10 protein-coding genes are annotated in these 20,138 nt (G+C 39.6%); all 10 read left to right on the top strand.

Features of this window, described 5'->3' with window-relative positions:
- The first annotated feature begins 72 nt into the window (after positions 1–72).
- Entirely contained in the window at positions 73–2,403 is a 2,331-nt protein-coding gene (locus G6N06_RS01535; RefSeq protein WP_205334704.1) for a glycoside hydrolase family 20 protein, read from the top strand.
- Between the two features lie 48 nt (positions 2,404–2,451).
- Positions 2,452–3,720, top strand: a complete 1,269-nt coding sequence (locus G6N06_RS01530; protein ID WP_240337928.1) for an alpha-L-fucosidase — start codon at positions 2,452–2,454, stop codon at positions 3,718–3,720.
- A gap of 60 nt (positions 3,721–3,780) precedes the next feature.
- Positions 3,781–5,127, top strand: coding sequence for an alpha-L-fucosidase (locus tag G6N06_RS01525; protein ID WP_163514281.1), 1,347 nt, complete (start codon positions 3,781–3,783; stop codon positions 5,125–5,127).
- Positions 5,128–5,418: 291 nt separating this feature from the next.
- On the top strand, positions 5,419–7,752 hold the full coding sequence (locus G6N06_RS01520; RefSeq protein ID WP_163514280.1) for a GH92 family glycosyl hydrolase: 2,334 nt from the start codon (positions 5,419–5,421) through the stop codon (positions 7,750–7,752).
- Positions 7,749–9,974 (top strand): GH92 family glycosyl hydrolase, encoded by a 2,226-nt coding sequence (locus G6N06_RS01515; protein ID WP_163514279.1) that lies wholly within the window; start codon positions 7,749–7,751, stop codon positions 9,972–9,974. The genes G6N06_RS01520 and G6N06_RS01515 overlap by 4 nt, the downstream gene beginning before the upstream one ends.
- A 102-nt stretch (positions 9,975–10,076) precedes the next feature.
- Entirely contained in the window at positions 10,077–11,255 is a 1,179-nt protein-coding gene (locus G6N06_RS01510; RefSeq protein WP_163514278.1) for a PNGase F N-terminal domain-containing protein, read from the top strand.
- 234 nt (positions 11,256–11,489) lie between these two features.
- The gene (locus tag G6N06_RS01505; RefSeq protein WP_163514277.1) at positions 11,490–14,846 is read left to right on the top strand and encodes a glycoside hydrolase family 2 TIM barrel-domain containing protein; all 3,357 of its coding nucleotides are present in this window, start codon (positions 11,490–11,492) and stop codon (positions 14,844–14,846) included.
- Positions 14,847–14,873: 27 nt separating this feature from the next.
- Positions 14,874–15,524 carry a GDSL-type esterase/lipase family protein gene (locus G6N06_RS01500; RefSeq protein ID WP_163514276.1) on the top strand — a complete coding sequence of 217 codons (651 nt, stop codon included), beginning with the start codon at positions 14,874–14,876 and terminating at the stop codon, positions 15,522–15,524.
- Positions 15,525–15,585: 61 nt separating this feature from the next.
- Positions 15,586–18,699 (top strand): beta-galactosidase, LacZ type, encoded by a 3,114-nt coding sequence (gene lacZ / locus G6N06_RS01495; RefSeq protein WP_163514275.1) that lies wholly within the window; start codon positions 15,586–15,588, stop codon positions 18,697–18,699.
- An 87-nt stretch (positions 18,700–18,786) separates the two neighbouring features.
- Complete coding sequence (locus G6N06_RS01490; protein ID WP_163514274.1) at positions 18,787–20,040, top strand: glycoside hydrolase family 27 protein; 1,254 nt, start codon at positions 18,787–18,789, stop codon at positions 20,038–20,040.
- Positions 20,041–20,138 lie beyond the last annotated feature (98 nt).

Raw genomic sequence — 20,138 nt, 5'->3', positions numbered from 1 at the left:
ATAGCAATAAATAGGTGAATATTATTAGCCACATCAGGCGACATCTCGCTACAATAAATTAAATTTATGAAAATGAATGTATTAAAAAAAATGATGGTATTGATTATCATCGCCTTAATGGCTTCCTGCCAACAAAGTGGCAAGTTCAAAGTTTTTACGGAGGCGGACATCGCCATTATCCCAAAACCAGTAAACTTGCAACTGGGTAATGGTGTTTTTGAATTTAACGACCAGACCCAATTTGTGATTTCTGATGACTCGCAAAGGGAAATTGCTTCTGTTCTATTGGATAAATTTAAAACTGCAGCAGGATGGACTTTGGGTGTTTCAGAAAAAGCGCCCAGAACTAATTTTATCGAATTTATTGTAGGTGAAAATTTGAACGACGAGGCTTATGAACTGGTAGTGAGTTCTGACAAAATCACGATAAACGCAAAGACCTATTCAGGATTTTTATATGGTTTGGAATCTATCCGACAATTATTGCCTACTGAAATTGAAAGTAAAACAAAATTGGATCAGGTGGACTGGGTAATTCCAAATCTGACCATCATCGATGAGCCTCGTTTTAAGTGGAGAGGTTTACATTTGGATGTGGCACGTCATTTTTTCGAAAAGGAATACATTCTACAAACTATCGATATGTTGGCCATGCACAAAATGAACGTGTTTCATTTTCATTTGGTCGACGATCAGGGGTGGCGAATTGAAATTAAAAAATATCCTAAACTGACTGAAATAGGTGGTTTCAGAAACGATCAAGAAGATGCGCATTGGGATGGCCGTCGTGTGACGACCCCAGAAGATGACGCCACTTACGGCGGATTCTATACACAAGAAGACATCAAGGAAATTGTAGCCTATGCCAAATCAAAAGGCGTGCAGGTGGTTCCTGAAATTGAAATGCCCGCACACGTCATGAGTGCCATTGCATCTTATCCGGAATTGTCCTGTTTTGAAACACCTATTGGAGTGCCATCAGGTGGGGTTTGGCCAATCACAGAGATTTACTGCGCAGGAAAAGAATCGACCTTTGAGTTTTTAGAAAATGTCCTTTTGGAAGTAATGGAATTGTTTCCATCGGAATATATTCATGTTGGGGGCGATGAGGCAACGAAAACCAATTGGGAGAAATGTCCACATTGTCAAAAACGGATGAAAGATGAAGGCTTGGCCAGCGTGGATGAATTACAGAGCTATTTTATCAAAAGAATGGAACGTTTTATTGCTTCACACGATAGAAAGTTGATCGGTTGGGATGAAATTTTAGAAGGTGGATTGGCTCCAGAGGCTACGGTGATGAGCTGGAGAGGTGTCCAAGGCGGAGTTGAAGCTGCAAAGCAAGGCCATGATGTGGTCATGACGCCGACGTCGCACATGTATTTTGATTATTATCAAGGCCCACAAAATGAGGAACCTTTGGCATGGGGCGGTTACATCCCTTTAAGCAAGGTTTACGAATTTGACCCTGTTGTGGAAACGATGACACCAGCGCAGGCGAAACATGTTTTGGGCGGACAGGCCAATGTATGGTCGGAGCAAATTAAAACGGAATCGCATTCACAATATATGATTTATCCAAGGTTAGCGGCATTATCCGAAGCCGTTTGGAGTCCTAAGGAATCCAGAGATTGGGATGATTTTTCAAAAAGAATCTTGACCCTTTTCGAACGTTATGAGTATTTAGATATTAATTATGCGAAAAGTGCTTACCTAGTCATGGCCGATGTGCAAATTGATATGCATACCAAAGAAGCTTCCGTAAGCCTGAAAAATGAATTTACGAATGCAGATATTCGATATACGTTGAATGAAGACGAACTTTCAGATAATGCCATAAAATACACCGAACCTTTAAAAATCAATAAAACGACGACTATCCATGCGTCATTATTTAAGGACGATAAACCGGTTGGTGTGCCATTTAATACGACGGTCGCATTTCATAAGGCCGTTGGTAAAAAAGTGACATTTAAGGAAATTTATGACGACCGCTATCAAGGTGATGGTGAGTTTGGAATGGTCAATACCTTACGTGGCACCAAAAACTTCCAAGACGGCCGCTGGCAAGCGTGGTTGGCCAAAGGTATGGAAGCCGTTGTCGACTTGGGTGAAGAGACTCCAATTCATGAAGTGCTTGTGGGCACCTTAGAAAATCAAGGGCCCGGAATTTATTTTCCAACAGCAGTTAGAGTCTATGTTTCAAACGATGGAAATACCTATAAAGAAGTAGGCGTAGAAAAAAGAGCTTTTGCTAAAAATCCTGCTTCCGATTTGAAAGACTTTAAAGTGTCTTTTGATGAGCAGTCGGTAAGATATGTAAAAGTCGTTGCAGAAAGTTTAAAAACACTTCCCAATGGTGGTGATGTGTGGTTATTTGTTGATGAAATTGTAATTAATTAAAGAGTGAATTTAAAGTCGATACGAATTATATTAGTTGCCTTAATCTTTTTGAGTACAGCCAAAGAGGTTACTTCTCAAACCAGTTATGTGCCGTCCGAAAGTAATTTAGAAGCAAGACAATGGTTTGAAGAGGCAAAATTCGGCCTATTTATCCATTGGGGCGTATATAGTATTTTGGGTGATGGTGAATGGGTGATGAACAACCAAAATATTTCAATTGATGCTTACGAGAAATTGCCTTCATTTTTCAACCCCATTGAATTTAATGCTGAAGAATGGGTGAAGATTGCTAAAAATGCGGGAATGAGATACATGACCATCACTACGAGACATCATGATGGATTTTCAATGTTTGATTCTAAAGCGACGGATTATACCATTGTTAAAAAAACACCCTATGGCAAGGATGTTATAAAAGATTTGGCAGAGGCTTGTGAGAAGGAAGGAATCAAACTTTTCTTTTATTATTCGTTGTTAGATTGGCATCGCGATGATTATTTCCCGAGAGGTTCGACAGGTAATGGGATCGAAGGAAGAAATGAAGGGGATTGGAATGCTTATATAGATTTCATGAAAGCTCAATTAACAGAGTTATTGACCAACTATGGCGATATTGCTGGAATTTGGTTTGATGGCGATTGGGATAAAAAGGATGCCAACTGGCATTATGACGAGATATATAAACTAATACACGATCTACAACCGCAATGTTTAATTGGGAACAATCATCACGACGCTCTTAAACCAGGAGAAGATTTTCAGATGTTTGAAAGAGACTTACCTGGAGAAAACAAAACAGGTTTTGGGACTTCAGAATCCCATGTTGGTAAATTGCCAAGAGAGGTTTGTGCGACCATTAATGGGTCTTGGGGTTTTGACTTACAGGACAAAAAACATAAATCACAGAAAGAGCTTGTTCATTATTTAGTGAGAGCATCGGGATATGGAAGTAATTTGCTGTTAAATGTCGGACCTATGCCGAACGGTAAAATACAAGAGGAACATATTCAATCTCTATCTGAAATAGGGGATTGGTTGAAAACAAACGGGGAGACCATATACGGGACGAAAGCTGGAATTATCCCGCCAAGCAAAGACTGGGTTTCAACCCAAAGAGGAAATGTGCTTTACCTTCATGTGTTAGAAAAACAATCAAAACCTATTATCATTCCAGAGTTTAAGGCAATTATTAAATCGGCTAAATTATTCGCTAATAAAAGTAATGTGAATACCAACCAATCTAAAGATGGATTACGTATTGAAATCCCTGAATCAGACCAAAATGAAATCGATACCATTATAGAAATTACTTTCTAATAAAGATGGTATTTTTAAAAAGATTAGATAAAACAAAAGATATAAACAAATCAATTAAGGATGAAATATTTTAAGATTATTGCGGTATTAGTTTTCTTAGTCGCCAATCAAGCTACGGCTCAAGAAAAGCTAACAAAAGAAGAACGCTTGGAGTGGTTTCAAGATGCTAAACTCGGTATCTTCATGCATTGGGGCTATTATGGCGTCAACGGTATTGGCGAATCTTGGTCGTTGTACCATAAGCAAATCACTTATGACGACTATATGGCACAGGGCAAAAAGTTCACCGCCAAAAACTACGATCCTGAGGCTTGGGCAAAATTGTTCAAGAAAGTTGGGGCCCGCTATGCCGTCTTGACCACAAAACATCATGACGGTGTGGCGTTATGGGATACCAAAGTGAGCAAGTTGAACGTGGTGGAGAAAACCCCAGCCAAACGCGATTTGGTTGGTCCGTTGGTGGATGCTTTGCGGAAGGAAGACTTGAAAGTAGGTTTGTATTATTCGTTGATCGACTGGTCGCATCCTGATTATGACGTCGTATTCCCACGTCCTGATACCCGAAAGGATTATCCTCAAAAGAATCAAAATCAATTATCGCCATGGCAACGCTTTTTGAAATTTAATCACGATCAATTAAAGGAATTAGACCATAGATTCCATCCTGACTTGTGGTGGTTTGATGGCGATTGGGAGCAATCAAGTGAAGCCTGGCAAGCGGAATCTTTGAAAGATACCCTTTTGACGTGGAATCCAGAAGTAATTGTCAATTCCCGACTCAAAACCTACGGCGATTATAGTACGCCAGAACAAGGTGTTCCTATTGTAAGGCCTGATGGCGCATGGGAGTTTTGTATGACCATGAATGATAATTGGGGCTATTACCCTTCAGATACCAATTATAAGCCGATATCACAAATTATCAGAACTTTTGTGGAAGTTATCGCTTCAGGTGGGAATTTATTATTGAATATCGGTCCAAAACCTGATGGTACTATCGGAGATAAGGAAATGGAACGTTTGGAAGCTTTGGGAGAATGGGTCAACAAACACGAATCGGCAGTTTTCGATACAAAAGCTGGTTTGCCTTATGGTCATTTTTACGGTCCGACTTTATTGAATAAAAACGAAACCAAAATTTATTTGGCCCTATTTGATACGCCTAACAATTATATCTCATTAAAAGGGATTCAAAATAAGGTAAAATCCATCAAAGTGGTTGGAAACGGTCAAGAACTGAGTTTTGAAAGAAATGGTGGTGCCGCATGGAATAATATTCCTGGAATTCTAAGAATTGAAGTGCCTCAAGCAAAGAATTTGGATGCCAATGTCACCATTTTAGAAGTGGAGTTGGAAGATCCGTTGAAGTTATACCGAGGTCATGGTCAGGCGGTGGAGTTGAATTAGAAGTATGTATTTAGTATCAAGTATTAAGAATCAAGACCGCTTCGCTTTTAGAATCAAGAATCAAGACCAGTTCGTTAAATTTTAAAAGAGCTTTTTTAAGAAGAATCCCAGAGGGATTCCACATTTGTAGATTCAACGTTTGTAGGAATTCCACAATTGTAGAACAATGAATGTTATTTAGTTTCGACCCAGGTTGGGTCGCACAAAAAAGGTTTGGAATTCAAGATTCAATATTGAAAATGAACATTGAATCCATTGAATTCTGTAGCGAAAAGGTTAAACAAAAATATAATGTCAAATCTAATTTTAAAAAAGTCGTGGGTGCTGTTGATTGCTTTCATATTTGTGAACACAAATTCGGAGGCACAAAACAACGCCTATATCGCCAGTAAGGATTTAGTCGATTTTGTAAACCCTTTAATGGGAACAGATTCATCGTTCGATTTATCCAATGGAAATACCTATCCTGCCATTGCCACACCATGGGGCATGAATTTCTGGACACCAATGACCTCTAAAATGGGCGATGGTTGGACCTATAAATACCGTGAGAATAAAATTCGCGGCATCAAACAGACCCACCAACCAAGTCCTTGGTTGAATGACTATGCAGCGTTTTCCTTGATGGCGGTAACTGGAAAATTGAAATTTCAGGAAGACGAGCGCGAATCATGGTTTTCACATAAGGCAGAAACAGTAGCGCCTTATCATTACTCGGTATATTTGGCCGATTATGATGTGGTGGCTGAGGTGACTCCGACTGAAAGAGCGGCCAGTTTTAAATTTACCTTTCCAGAATCTGAAAACTCCTATATCATCCTCGATGCTTTCAATAAGGGGTCCATGGTAAAAATTATTCCTGAAGAACGCAAAATAATTGGTTACGCCCGGAATAATAACGGTGGAGTTCCAGAAAATTTTCATAACTATTTTGTGGCCGAATTTGATAAGGACTTTGAAATTAATCATACTTGGAAAGATGGATGGCAATTGGTTGAAAACACAACGAAAAGCGAAGGCGAACACGTGGGAGCAATAGTCGGCTTCAAAACCAAAAAAGGAGAAGTAGTTCATGTTAAAGTTGCCTCTTCTTTTATTAGTCCAGATCAAGCCCGATTAAACCTTTTTAGAGAAATTGGACCCGATTCATTTGAAGACACCAAAGAGAAAGCAAAACAAGCATGGGAAACCGAATTGAATAAAATTCAGATTGAAGATGATAATATCGATAATTTAAGAACCTTCTATTCTTCTTTATATCGTGTGTTATTATTCCCGAGAAAATTTTATGAGTTTGATGCTGATGATAATATTATGCATTACAGTCCGTATAACGGCAAGGTTTTACCTGGCTATATGTTTACCGATAACGGATTTTGGGACACGTTTAGAGCGGTCTTTCCATTTTTTAATATGATGTATCCAGAGCTTAATGGCAAGATCATGCAAGGCTTGGCCAACACTTATAAAGAATCGGGTTGGTTGCCAGAATGGGCAAGTCCAGGACATCGCGATGTGATGATTGGCTCCAATTCAGCACCTATTATTGCAGATGCCTATTTAAAAGGGGCAAAGGATATGGATGCTGATATCTTGTTGGAAGCGGTGTTGAAAAATGCCACGGTTGCCGAGGGTAGGCCAGTAAATTCAGTAGGCAGGGCAGGTTTGACCTATTATAATAAATTGGGCTATGTGCCTTATGATGTAGATATCAATGAAAATGCCGCCAGAACTTTGGAATATGCTTACGCCGATTTTACCATTGCTCAGATGGCTCAAAAAATGGGCCAACCTAAATTGGCTAAAAAATATTTCAAGCAATCGATGAACTACAAACATTTGTTCGATCCTTCTACCATGTGGATGCGTGGAAAGAACGAAGATGGCAGTTTTCAAAGTCCGTTCAATCCTTTAAAATGGGGAGATGCGTTTACGGAAGGCAATAGTTTACATTACACCTGGTCTGTTTTTCATGACATCAACGGTTTGATTGGTTTGATGGGTGGGAAGGAACAGTTTGCTGGAAAACTGGATGAGGTTTTTGAAATGCCACCAAAATTTGATGATTCCTATTACGGATTTACCATTCATGAAATCAGAGAAATGCAGATCGTCAATATGGGGAATTATGCGCACGGCAACCAACCCATCCAACACATGATCTATTTGTATAATTATGCAAATCAACCGTATAAAGCACAAGAAAAAGTCAGGGATGTAATGGCTAAATTGTATGCGGCTACTCCTGATGGCTATTGTGGCGATGAGGATAACGGACAAACATCAGCGTGGTATGTGTTCAGTGCTTTGGGCTTTTATCCAGTAACCCCTGGTGTTGATGAATATGTCATTGGAAGCCCGCTGTTTAAAAAAGCAACACTGCATTTGGAAAACGGCAATACTTTTGAAATTACCTCCAAAAATAATTCAGAATCGAATGTTTATATCCAAAGTGCTGAATTGAATGGAAAATCTTATAACAACACTTTTTTAAAATTTGATGCACTCCAAAAAGGAGGAAGTTTAGAATTTAACATGGGCGATGTTCCAAATAAAATATGGGGAACAGCCAAAGAAAGCCTGCCGTATTCATTAAGCATTTCAAAAAACAATCCGAAAAAATGAAACAGTTCAGATCATTATTTATTCTCTTGATTTTTTGCGGCAATTTTAATATTGTCGCACAAGAAGAACCCGCTGATTATGTCAATCCAATTATTGGCACTTCCAATTATGGCGCCACTTATCCCGGACCAATCGCACCAAGAGGTATGGCAAGTATCAGCCCGTTTAACGTTGCTGGTCCGCAAAATTTACCCTTGGAAAAAGACAGTCAGTGGTTGTCCAATCCGTATGTGCATGAAAACACGTTTTTAACGGGGTTCAGTCATGTCAATTTGAGTGGCGTTGGCTGTCCGGAATTGGGTGTTTTACTGCTGATGCCAACCACCGGAGAGTTGGAAACGGATCATTTAAAATATGGTTCCACTTACAGAAACGAATTAGCTAAGGCTGGTTATTACAGTACACAAATTGATAAATACGATGTCAGGGCGGAATTTACGGCTTCGACGAGAGTAGGGGTGAGCAAATTTAGTTTTCCAAAGGGTCAGGCAAATGTATTGCTGAATTTAGGAGTGGGACTGACCAATGAAGAAGGCGCCATGGTACAAATTGTATCCGATACCGAAATTCAAGGCATGCGCTCAGTAGGGTCTTTCTGCTATAACAGTCCGGAGGCAGCATATCCCGTCTATTTTGTTGCTAAGTTCTCCAAGCCGGCAGACAATTTTGGAGTTTGGAAAAAACCTGCGTTTTATGAAGGTGTAGAAGCACAGTGGATGACTTATAATGGAAAAACGAGAATCATGGAAAGGTCGACCAAAATGGTGGTTGGCGATAGCATTGGGAGTTATTTCACTTATAATTTCGACAAGCCAGAAACCATTGAGGTTAAAATCGGCGTGAGTTACGTGAGTATTGAAAATGCACGTGAAAACTTAGAACAAGAAACGGGAGGGAAATTCTTTGAGGATGTTTATAAAGCAACTTATAACGTGTGGAATGAAACGCTCTCTAAAATTAAGGTTGAAGGCGGAACAAAAGAAGATAAGACTATTTTTTATACTGCTTTATACCACACGCAAATCCATCCCAACACCTTGAACGATTGGAATGGCGATTACCCAGAAATTAAAACAGGAAAAATAGGGAACACCAAAGGCACGCGCTATACCGTGTTTTCATTGTGGGATACCTATCGCAATGTACACCAGTTATTATCGCTCGTATATCCGAAGCAACAAAGCAATATGATCAAAAGCATGTTGGAGATGTACGATGAAAACGGCTGGCTTCCGAAATGGGAATTGAATTCTACCGAAACCTTTACCATGGTGGGAGATCCTGCAAGTATCGTCATTGCCGATACGTACTTAAAAGGTATTCAAGACTTTGATGTCGAAAAAGCTTACGAGGCCATGTTGAAAAGTGCTGATCAGCTTGAAAACAATCCCTTGCGACCAGGCCTAAAGGACTATATCGAAAAAGGCTATTTAACAACCGATCATGGCGGCTCGGTGTCAACCACGCAAGAATACAATGCGGCCGATCATGCCATCGCTTTATTGGCAAATGCATTGGATAAAAAAGACGATTATAAGCGATTTAGACATCGCTCGTTATCCTATAAAAAGCTTTTCGATAAAGACTTAAAAATGTTGCGACCAAGACTGCAAAATGGCGAGTGGTACGAGCCTTTCGATCCAAATGAGGGCGCTAACTTTGCTGAAAACGTTGGTTTTATCGAAGGCAATGCTTGGCAATATTCGTTTATGATTCCGCATGATGTACCTGGATTGATCAAATTGATGGGTGGCAACAAAGGCTTTACGGATCAATTACAAAAGATTTTTGACACCGAGCAGTTTGACATGGCCAACGAACCCGGAATTGCGTATCCGTATCTGTTCAATTATGTGAAAGGTGAGGAATGGCGTAGCCAAAAAATGGTTGAGGAACTGCTCAGAAAACATTTTAAAAACACGGCCGATGGTCTTCCTGGCAATGACGATACCGGCACCATGTCGGCTTGGGCGGTCTATTCCATGATGGGCTTCTATCCTGTGTCTCCAGGCGACCCAAAATACACGATTACAAAGCCTCTATTCGATAAAATCACTATTCAATTAGATTCCAAATATTATAAAAACGAGGAATTGGTCATCGAGAAAGTTGGAAAGGGGCGAATCAAACAAATTTTAATCAACGGTAAAAAACACAAAGGCTATTTTGTTAGCCATGACGAATTGGCAAACGCTAAAACGCTTAAAGTCACTTTAGAGTAAATGCACATGTTCAGACCTGTCAGGTTTTAACCTGTCCGCCGAAGGAGGAAAACCTGACAGGTCTTTTTAACTCACATTTTCAAAATATAAAATCATCTAAAAATGAAATTCAAATCCCTACTCATAACATTTCTTTTTGCATCGCTCTTTTCAGCCAACGCACAAAACCCTTCAACCTACAAGATCTTCGAAAAACAACCTATAAACTTTACTGGTGACAAAGGCACGGATACTGATGCCGTCAGATTAATGGACGGACGTTTGGTCTATAAAAAGGTGACCGTTCCTACATTTGCAAATGGAACCGATGTCAAAATCAAATTGACCGTGCGTTCCGCTGGCGATCGTTGGGACAAATCCGGATCTTGTTTTGTAGTCACCGATCCAGAAAAACTATCCATTCTTTCCATTGCGGAAAAGGGCGAAAAATTCCCGACCGATTCTTATGTCGATGATAAATATGCCGGTTTCGTCACTGGCAAAAACTATAATCCTGTTGTAGAACTAATGCGATTTATGACCCCGTTTGGCGTTGGCTATTATAGCGATAACAAGGTGAAATATAGACGACCTGTTTATATTCCATCATGGGAAAAACAAGTGGTTTGGGAACATGATATCACCGATTTGGAAAGCTTGGTCACCGGAACGTTTTATGTGGGCGTCTGGATTGACACTTGGACTTCCGAAGGCTATGATTTTGATATGGAACTCACGTATTCCGATAGAAAACAGCGAAAAGTTTCCGTGTTACCCATAGTAAATACCATTCCTTATGTTGGCGGACAGCAAATCCCCGATAATTTTGCCCATAAAGACTTGGAACAGACCATTCAGTTAAAAAAGGATGCCAAAAATGTCAAACTACATTATATCACAACCGGGCACGGTGGGCATAGCGGTGGAGATGAATTCATCAAAATCAAAAACAGTGTCTATTTTGACGGCAAATTGGTATTGGATACCATTCCGTGGCGTGATGATTGCGCCTCTTTTAGACGTTTCAATCCAACTTCGGGCGTGTGGATCAAGAAAGATTCGGCTTCTTATATAAGTTCGGAAACCAGAAAATACGAAATTAAGGAAATTGAAGAGCGCATTGCTTCTTCAGATTTGTCGCGTTCCAACTGGTGCCCAGGGTCTTTTGTGGAACCGATGGTGGTGGATTTAGGCAATCTGAAAGCAGGAAATCATGATATAAAAATTAAAATCCCGGCGACACCTGTTGATGGTGATAAATTGAATCATTGGCTGGTTTCCGCGTATCTGACTTATGAATAGATAGTCTCTTTATGTGGGGTGTCTTAAAAAGTTATTACCTGATTTTTTTACGGAACCAATTTCGAAAAATTTAATATGTCGTACATAATACTATTTATGGAATATTGCTTAATTTTAACCCGTTTATGATAATGTCAATTGTCACTGGTTCGGAAAGTCATTGATTTAATGCAAGCTTTCAGATCTGCTAAAAATAATAATTAAAATTTTAATCCTTTATTTATATAAATTCTCATGACAATTTTAAAGAAATCGGCTTCAGCTGCCCTCCAATTGGCGCTTGTCTTTCTTGTAGTTTCCAACGGTAATGCCCAAGAAAAAAATCCGATAACGGATTACGTAGATTATATTATGAACGAAGGCGTTATTAGTGAAAATAAGATGGATGCGCACGCCTCATTTACTTCATTTACTTCGGAAAAGGAAGCGTTGAACAATACGCCAAAATACCATCAATTATTGGATGGGATTTGGAAATTCAATTGGGTTAGAAATCCTGCTGATCGGCCAACAACATTTATGGATCCAAACGAGGATGTGTCTTCTTGGGATGATATCAAGGTGCCGTCCAACTGGGAAGTGGAAGGCTATGGGATTCCTATTTATGTCAACCATCAATATGAATTTGCCGATTATAAAGCACCTGTTGCTGATGATATGGAATTTGTGGACCGCATTTATCCTGCACACCCTGGCAAAGTTCCCAGCGAATACAATCCCGTAGGGACCTATGTTCGTGATTTCAATATCGATAAGGATTGGGACGGCAAGGAACTATTCCTACATATTGGTGCCATGAAATCGGGAGGTTTTGTATGGCTTAACGGAAAATATATTGGCTATTCCCAAGGCAGTAAATTACCGGCAGAATTCAATATTACCAATGCGGCAAAACCAGGTAAAAACAAAATCGCCATTCAAATTTTTAGATGGACGGATGGATCGTATTTAGAATGTCAGGATTTTTGGAGAATTAGCGGGATTGAGCGAAGTGTTTATATCTATGCACAGCCAAAAGTAAGGATCCAAGATTACGAAGTAGTATCTGTCTTGGATGGCGCTTATAAGGATGGTGTTTTTGAACTTTATGTGGCCATGGAAAATCATCTTTCAAAAACCGCCAATGGCACTGTTTCTTACAAATTATTGGATGCTGATAATAAAATAGTCGCTTCAGAGAGTAAATCATTTGCAGCAAAAAACTCAAATAATGATCCGATTGCATTTTCTGCAACGCTTCCAAACGTCAAACAATGGAGTGCAGAACACCCCCATTTATACACGCTTCTGATTGAAACAAAAGATCAAAAAGGAAAAACGCTTGAGGTGACCACGTCAAGAATTGGCTTTAGATCGGTTGAAATTAAACAAGGTTTGCTGTTGGTCAATGGACAAAGGATTACCTTAAAAGGTGTGAATACCCAAGAGGCGAATCCGGAAACGGGACATGTAGTGCCTGAAGAGCTGATCATGAAGGACATCAAGCTTTGGAAAGAAAACAATATCAATGCGGTACGTTTAAGCCATTATCCACAACAAAGACGTTTTTACGAGCTATGTGATGAGTACGGTTTGTATGTGGTGGATGAAGCCAATATAGAATCGCACGGTATGTATTACGGTAAATATTCATTGACAAAAAAGCCAAGTTGGGAAAACGCGCATGTAGATAGAATGGTGCGTTTGGTAAAACGGGATAAAAACCATCCGTCGGTAATTATTTGGTCGATGGGGAACGAAGCTGGAAACGGAGTCAACTTCTTCAAAGGATATGACGAAATGAAGAATAACGACAGAACAAAACGTCCAGTTCAATATGAACGTCCCTATAAAGATTATGACGGCAGTATCTGGGACATGGATTCCAATACGGATATACTCGTGCCACAATATCCAACCCCGGCAACTTTTGAAATGATAGGCAAAACCAAAACAGACCGTCCTTATATCCCAAGTGAATACGCGCACGCTATGGGGAACAGTACCGGGAATTTTAAGGAATACTGGGATATCATTGAACTATATGACAATCTGCAAGGTGGTTTTATTTGGGATTGGGTAGATCAGTCTATATGGAAAACTGATGAAAATGGCGAACGTTTTTATGCCTATGGTGGCGATTTCGGCGAAAATATGCCAACAGATAATTCGTTTTTAAATAACGGAATTGTATTCCCGGACCGCACGCCACAACCTGCCCTGCATGAAGTTAAAAAAGTGCACGAGTTCATCAATTTCAAAGAAATGGGAATCAATCACCATGATGAGCTGCGTGTATTACTTGAAAATCTATACGATTTCACCAATTTGGATCAATTTGATTTTGTTGCAGAAATAAAAGCAGACGGAAAAGTTTTAAAAACTATTCCTATTGAGACCATTTCGGTAGAAACACATACTGGGAAACTCATCAGGATCCCTTTAAAAGACGTCGATTACAAAGAAAACACCGAGTATTTTGTTGAAATTTCGGCAAAGACAAAAGCGCCTTGGGGATTACTTCCTAAAGGATTTGAAGTCGCTCATGAGCAAATTCCTTTATCCCAAAAATATAAAAAGAAAATTACTGAGATTGGTAATACAAGCACGTTGAAAATTAAGGATTCGAAAAATAATCTTGAGATCTCCAACAAGGACTTGAACTTGGTTTTTGATAAAGAAAAAGGACAAATTACATCCTATGTTTTTGAAGGCAATGAACTATTGAAAGACGGCAATGGTCCAAAACCGAATTTTTGGCGCGCTCCAACCGATAATGACTTTGGTAGCCAGATGCAGGCCAAAAATATCGAATGGAAAAAAGCCTCACTTTTTATGAAAGTGTCAAAACTGACATCCAAGTCCAATTCAGATGGCAGCATCACTATTGAGGTGATTTATGATTTACCAGGAGTGGATACCACTTTTGAATCGCAGTATCACATTTATGGAAATGGCGTGGTCAAAATTGATAATACGCTAAATGAAACCAATTATACGGGTGACATTCCTCGTGTGGGCATGCGTATGCAACTACCAAAAAAATACGAGAACATGACCTTTTTTGGTCGTGGACCATGGGAAAATTATCAAGACAGAAAAACCTCTGCGTTTATCGATCTATATGAGTCGACCGTAAGAGATCAGTATGTGCCTTATGTACGTCCGCAAGAAAATGGATATAAGGTTGATGTGCGTTGGTCAGCGTTCTCTGATGCCGATAACAACGGTTTATTAGTTGTTGCAGCAAACCAACTTCAAGGTTTGGGCATTGGCGCATTGCATATGCCAAACGAGGATTTTGATACCACTGCTGGAATTGCTTATAGCGGTACGGATGTTTTGGAAGACGAATTTAAAACCGATGGTATTCCGCAGATCAATGCATCCAAACATATCAATGATATTAAAGAGCAGGATTTGGTCCAATTAAATATTGATTTAGGACAACGTGGCCTTGCAGGTGATAATAGTTGGGGAGGAAAACCGATGGAAAAATACCAAATGAAAGGCGAATCCAAGCATACTTATAGTTTTTATTTGATTCCATTTAAAAATGGCGCAAAAGAAGACTTTGTTACTTGGAGTAAACGCTATGGGAATCTGAAATAATCAAACAAAAACTGTTGCATCATAAGTATGAAAAATCTTCTCATCATTTTTTTACTCGCATTTGTAAGTGTTGGTTATTCGCAACAGTATTCCGACCATTATTACAAGCGAAAGGACGTATTTGAGAATACATTGGATACCGAAAATGAAATTATATTTTTGGGAAACAGCATTACTGAAGGTGGCGATTGGAACGCTTTATTTCCCGATATAAATGCCGTGAACAGAGGTATCAGCGGCGATGTTACTGATGGTATTTTATTCCGATTGGATGAAGTGACCTCCTCAAAACCAGATAAGGTTTTTTTGTTGATTGGGACCAACGACTTGGCAAGGGGAAGAAATATGGATTATGTGGTAGAAAATACTGAAAAAATCATTGAACAGATCAAAAGGCAGTCTCCAGATACAAAAATATACTTGCAGAGTATTTTGCCGGTTAATCCAAATGTAGGCGACAAATTTTCTGGACATAAAAATAATCATCAGAAAATAATTGATACTAATAAACGGTTAAAAGAGCTTGCTAAAACTCACTATATCACCTATATTAATCTCCATAGGCCTATGGGAAATGGTAAAAAGTTTTTAAAACCGAAATACACTTATGATGGGCTGCATTTAAGCAAGGAAGGCTATCAAAAGTGGAAGAAAATATTGCACAAATACGTTAATTAGAGACACAAGAACCTAATTGAAAGTTCATTTTAAAGAATAATAATATTAAAAATATATCACAATGAAAATCCATAAATCTTTGCTCCGCGCACTTATAATCTGTTTTGGATTACAGTTCATACATGCGCAAACGCTTGACCCGGTCATCGAAAATCCAGATGTCGTAGGCATTAATAAGTTGGATGCACGCGCCACTTTTTTTCCGTACAATTCTTTAGAATTGGCGAAGGAAGATGACGTTTCAAAAGCGGACAACTATATGTTGTTAAACGGTATTTGGCAGTTTAATTATAGCGATACTCCTGAAGTACGACCAGCCGATTTCTATAAGGAAGATTTCGACACCTCAAACTGGAACACTATTAAAGTACCATCCAATTGGGAAGTGGAAGGCTTTGGAATTCCTATTTATGTGAATGCCACCTACCCGTTTCAAAAGGGCGAATTGAACCCTCCGGAAATTCCAGATGGTGATAACCCTGTAGGCTCTTTCAAAAGAACTTTTGAGCTGCCTAACAATTGGAATGGCAAAGATGTGTTCATTCATTTTGGTGCGGTGAAATCGGCGTTTTATATCTGGATCAACGGAAAGAAAGTTGGCTATAGCCAAGGTTCAAAATTGCCCGCAGAATTTAATGTGACCAATTTTGTCAAGCCTGGAAAAAACAGTATTGCTTTGGAGGTGTACCGTTGGAGCGACGGAAGTTATTTGGAATGTCAGGACTTTTGGAGAATTTCAGGGATTGAGCGCGATGTGTATTTATACGCAAGACCAAAGATTCAATTGGTAGATTATTTTGCCAAAGCAGGATTGGAAAACAACTATACCGATGGTGTTTTTGATTTGTCGTTGGATTTGAAAAGCATCGATTCTAAAAAACAAAAAGGAAGCATAGATGTGGAGATTACTAGAAACAACCAATCGGTTTACAGCACTTCATCTGGGTATGAGTTAACGCCTAATTCGGCACAAAGTTTCAGTTTCAAAAAGGTAATTCCACAGGTAAAAACATGGTCGGCTGAAATTCCAAACTTATACCAGTTAAACATTGTCATTAAAGACAGAAAAGGAAATGTCATCGAGGCAATTTCCAGAAAACTCGGTTTTCGTACGTCTGAAGTTAAAGGCAGCAACTTTTTGCTCAATGGAAAGCCGATTTTATTCAAGGGCGTCAACCGTCACGAGCATGATCCTAATACTGGCCACGTCATTTCGCGTGAAGATATGCTCAGGGATATTCAAATCTTTAAGGAATACAACATCAATGCGGTAAGAACGGCGCATTACCCTAACGATCCCTATTTTTATGAGCTATGTGATGAATATGGGATTTATGTAATTGATGAAGCCAATATAGAATCGCATGGCATGGGTTACGCTTTAGATCGAACCTTAGCCAATAATCCAGCATGGTTAAAAGCTCATTTGGAACGTGTCAATCGTATGGTGGAACGTGATAAAAACCATCCATCCATTGTGATTTGGTCCTTAGGGAACGAAGCTGGAAATGGTTATAATTTTTATGAGGCTTATTTGTCTGCAAAACGAATAGACAATACCAGACCGGTGCAATATGAACGTGCCGTCCATGAATGGAATACCGATTTGTACGTTCCAATGTATGAAACGCCTGAAGACGTAGAAGCTTACGCCAAAAACGACAAAAGAACCAAGCCTTATGTCCAATGTGAGTATGCACATGCTATGGGGAATAGTATGGGCGGATTTAAGGAGTACTGGGATTTATATGAAAAATACGACAAATTACAAGGTGGATTTATTTGGGATTTCGTAGATCAAGGATTAAGAACCGTTAAAAATGGGCGGGAAATCTTTGCTTATGGTGGCGATTTCGGTCCGGAAGGGACTCCAAGCGATAATAACTTTTTAAATAACGGATTGGTGCAACCGGACAGAAGGCCTAATCCGCACATTTATGAAGTCGCGCATGTACACCAAGAGATCAAATTTTATGAAAACAATCTTGCTAAGGGCATTATAGATGTTAAAAACTGGTATTTCTTCAGAGATCTATCAAACTACAAATTAAATTGGGAAGTCATTGCCAATGGTGAAGTCGTAGAATCAGGGACCTTGGATGCTATTGAGATCGCGCCTCAAGAGAAAAAAGCGCTGACGATTCCATTTAAAACCCAACTTAAAAAAGGGGTCGAGTATTTCCTTAATGTGTCTGCCGCATTAAAGTCGGACGAACCTTTATTGAAAGCGGGTTATGTTGTCGCTTACGAACAATTTAAATTACAAGAAGGAACGTTTCAAGCTCCTGAAAGTGCTACCTCATCTGTAAGTTCAAAAACGCAAGGCGGTGTGATCACGGTTACAGGAGAAGACTTTACTATAACTTTTGATCAAAAGAAGGGCACTATCACCGATTATAACTACAAGAATAAGAGTTTATTGGAAAAGGGCCCACAAGTCAACTTTTGGCGTGCACCTACCGATAATGATTACGGTGCAGGAACCCAAAGAAGTTATAAAGTTTGGAAAGAAGCAGGTACGTCCGGAGAGGTCAGCACTTCTGTAAAACAACTTTCAAAAACTCAGGTTGAAATTACATTAACGAGAGATTTGTTCGATGGTGATGCGAAATTAATTGAAACTTTTTTGGTGGATGGCAATGGAGCAATAAAAGTAACCAACGAATTGAAAGCGATAAAAGGGGAGCATCCAAATTTCTATAAGTTTGGAAATACATTGGAACTTCCAGAAACTTATAAGAACATCACATTTTACGGAAAAGGTCCTTTTGAAGCCTATACCGATAGACAGCACGCCGCAAAAGTTGGTCTATACAAACAGACCATTGAAGAGCAGTATTTCCCATATATTCGTCCGCAAGAAACAGGAAATAAATTGGACGTGCGTTGGGCGGCAATTACCAGAGCCGATGGATCAGGAATTAAATTCATGAGTGAAAAGCCTTTTTCGGTTTCAGCATTGAATTTCCGTGAAGACGATCTGCATACTGGGGATGCTAGAGCACAGCATCACGCGGGAGAAATTGATCCGCGCAAAGAAGTGTTCGTCAATATTGATGGCTTCCAACAAGGTTTGGGAAGTATCAATAGCTGGGGAAGATTGCCATTGCCAGAATACATGCTGCCATATAAGGACTATTCTTACTCCTATTGGATGGTACCTATTGAGAAATAAAAAAATAAAATAATGAGAAAATAAACACCATATCGACTTTAGTGCAATACGCAGAAAGTCGATATTGGTTTTTATAAATCAAGTGAAATGATAAAATATGGTCTTTTATTAGCGGTGATAATGCTCGCGTCTTGTAAAAATCAAGAGCAAGACCTAAGACCGATGGATACAGATGAAAATAGTGCTCCTGTCATAAAGAAACCACAAACGCCCATTATGGGATGGTCCAGCTGGAATAATTTCCGTGTGAATATCAATGAAGACGTCATTAAAGCACAAGCAGATTTCATGGTATCTTCGGGGATGGCGCAGGCTGGATACACCTATATCAATGTGGATGATGGATTTTTTGCCGGTCGTGATGATCATGGTAATTTGCTTGTCCATCCGGTACGGTTTCCCAATGGGATGAAAGTGATATCAGATTACATCCATTCCAAAGGCTTAAAGGCTGGTATCTATTCCGATGCCGGCATCAATACCTGTGCTTCCCATTGGGATAATGATACCATTGGTGTTGGTTCCGGACTGATGGGACATGATCGAAAAGATTTGAAACTGATGCTTGACGATTGGAATTACGATTTTATCAAAGTCGATTGGTGTGGTGGCGAGTGGCTTGGGCTTGATGAAGAAACCCGTTACACTCAAATCGCCAATATCATTAAAGAGATTAAGCCCAATACGGTTTTTAATATCTGCCGATGGGAATTTCCTGGAGAATGGGCGCTTCAAATTGCCGATTCGTGGCGTATTTCAGGAGATATTTCCAACGAATTTAGCTCGATCCTAAACATCATCGACTTGAATGCCGATTTATGGAAATACGCTTCTCCCGGGCATGTCAACGATATGGACATGTTACAAGTGGGGAGAGGAATGACTTATGAAGAAGATAAAACACATTTTACCATGTGGTGCATGATGAATTCACCGCTTTTGGCAGGAAATGATTTGCGATATATGAGCGATGAAACCATTGCGATATTGACCAACGAAGAGCTTATCGCGCTCAATCAAGATTCTTTGGTCTATCAAGCGCGCCGACTGGTTGATCGTGGGGATTTGGAAGTTTGGGCAAAACCGTTAATCTCGACCATGAGCGGAAAAGTGGCGGTCACATTGTTGAACAGATCAAAAAAAACGGCAATGATCTCTTTTGATTTAGAGACTGTAGGTTTGGACCCTTCTGAAGGCTATAGCTACCGCGATTTATGGGCGAAGAAGGATTTTGGGACGAGTACGGATAAAGCATTGGGTTTTCAAGTGCCTTCACACGGAGTTGTAGTTTTGACTCTTGATGGCACATCAAAACCATTCAATGTGTTTCAGAATAAATAAGAAATAATTGTATCGTGCGTTGAGATGGCGCTGCTGCCTGCGGGGAGGCCGATGGAGCTCTATTTCCTAAGCATTTTAATCCCGTAGGGATGACACCT

The organism is Gelidibacter japonicus, from assembly GCF_010725055.1.
GTDB classification, from domain to species: domain Bacteria; phylum Bacteroidota; class Bacteroidia; order Flavobacteriales; family Flavobacteriaceae; genus Gelidibacter; species Gelidibacter japonicus.
This window is presented reverse-complemented; position numbering and strand designations above follow the sequence as displayed.

Coding starts and splice junctions, on each gene's coding strand:
- G6N06_RS01535 (WP_205334704.1), top strand. CDS start 73: ATGAATGTATTAAAAAAAATGATGGTATTGATTATCATCGCCTTAATG.
- G6N06_RS01525 (WP_163514281.1), top strand. CDS start 3,781: ATGAAATATTTTAAGATTATTGCGGTATTAGTTTTCTTAGTCGCCAAT.
- G6N06_RS01520 (WP_163514280.1), top strand. CDS start 5,419: ATGTCAAATCTAATTTTAAAAAAGTCGTGGGTGCTGTTGATTGCTTTC.
- G6N06_RS01515 (WP_163514279.1), top strand. CDS start 7,749: ATGAAACAGTTCAGATCATTATTTATTCTCTTGATTTTTTGCGGCAAT.
- G6N06_RS01510 (WP_163514278.1), top strand. CDS start 10,077: ATGAAATTCAAATCCCTACTCATAACATTTCTTTTTGCATCGCTCTTT.
- G6N06_RS01505 (WP_163514277.1), top strand. CDS start 11,490: ATGACAATTTTAAAGAAATCGGCTTCAGCTGCCCTCCAATTGGCGCTT.
- G6N06_RS01500 (WP_163514276.1), top strand. CDS start 14,874: ATGAAAAATCTTCTCATCATTTTTTTACTCGCATTTGTAAGTGTTGGT.
- lacZ (WP_163514275.1), top strand. CDS start 15,586: ATGAAAATCCATAAATCTTTGCTCCGCGCACTTATAATCTGTTTTGGA.
- G6N06_RS01490 (WP_163514274.1), top strand. CDS start 18,787: ATGATAAAATATGGTCTTTTATTAGCGGTGATAATGCTCGCGTCTTGT.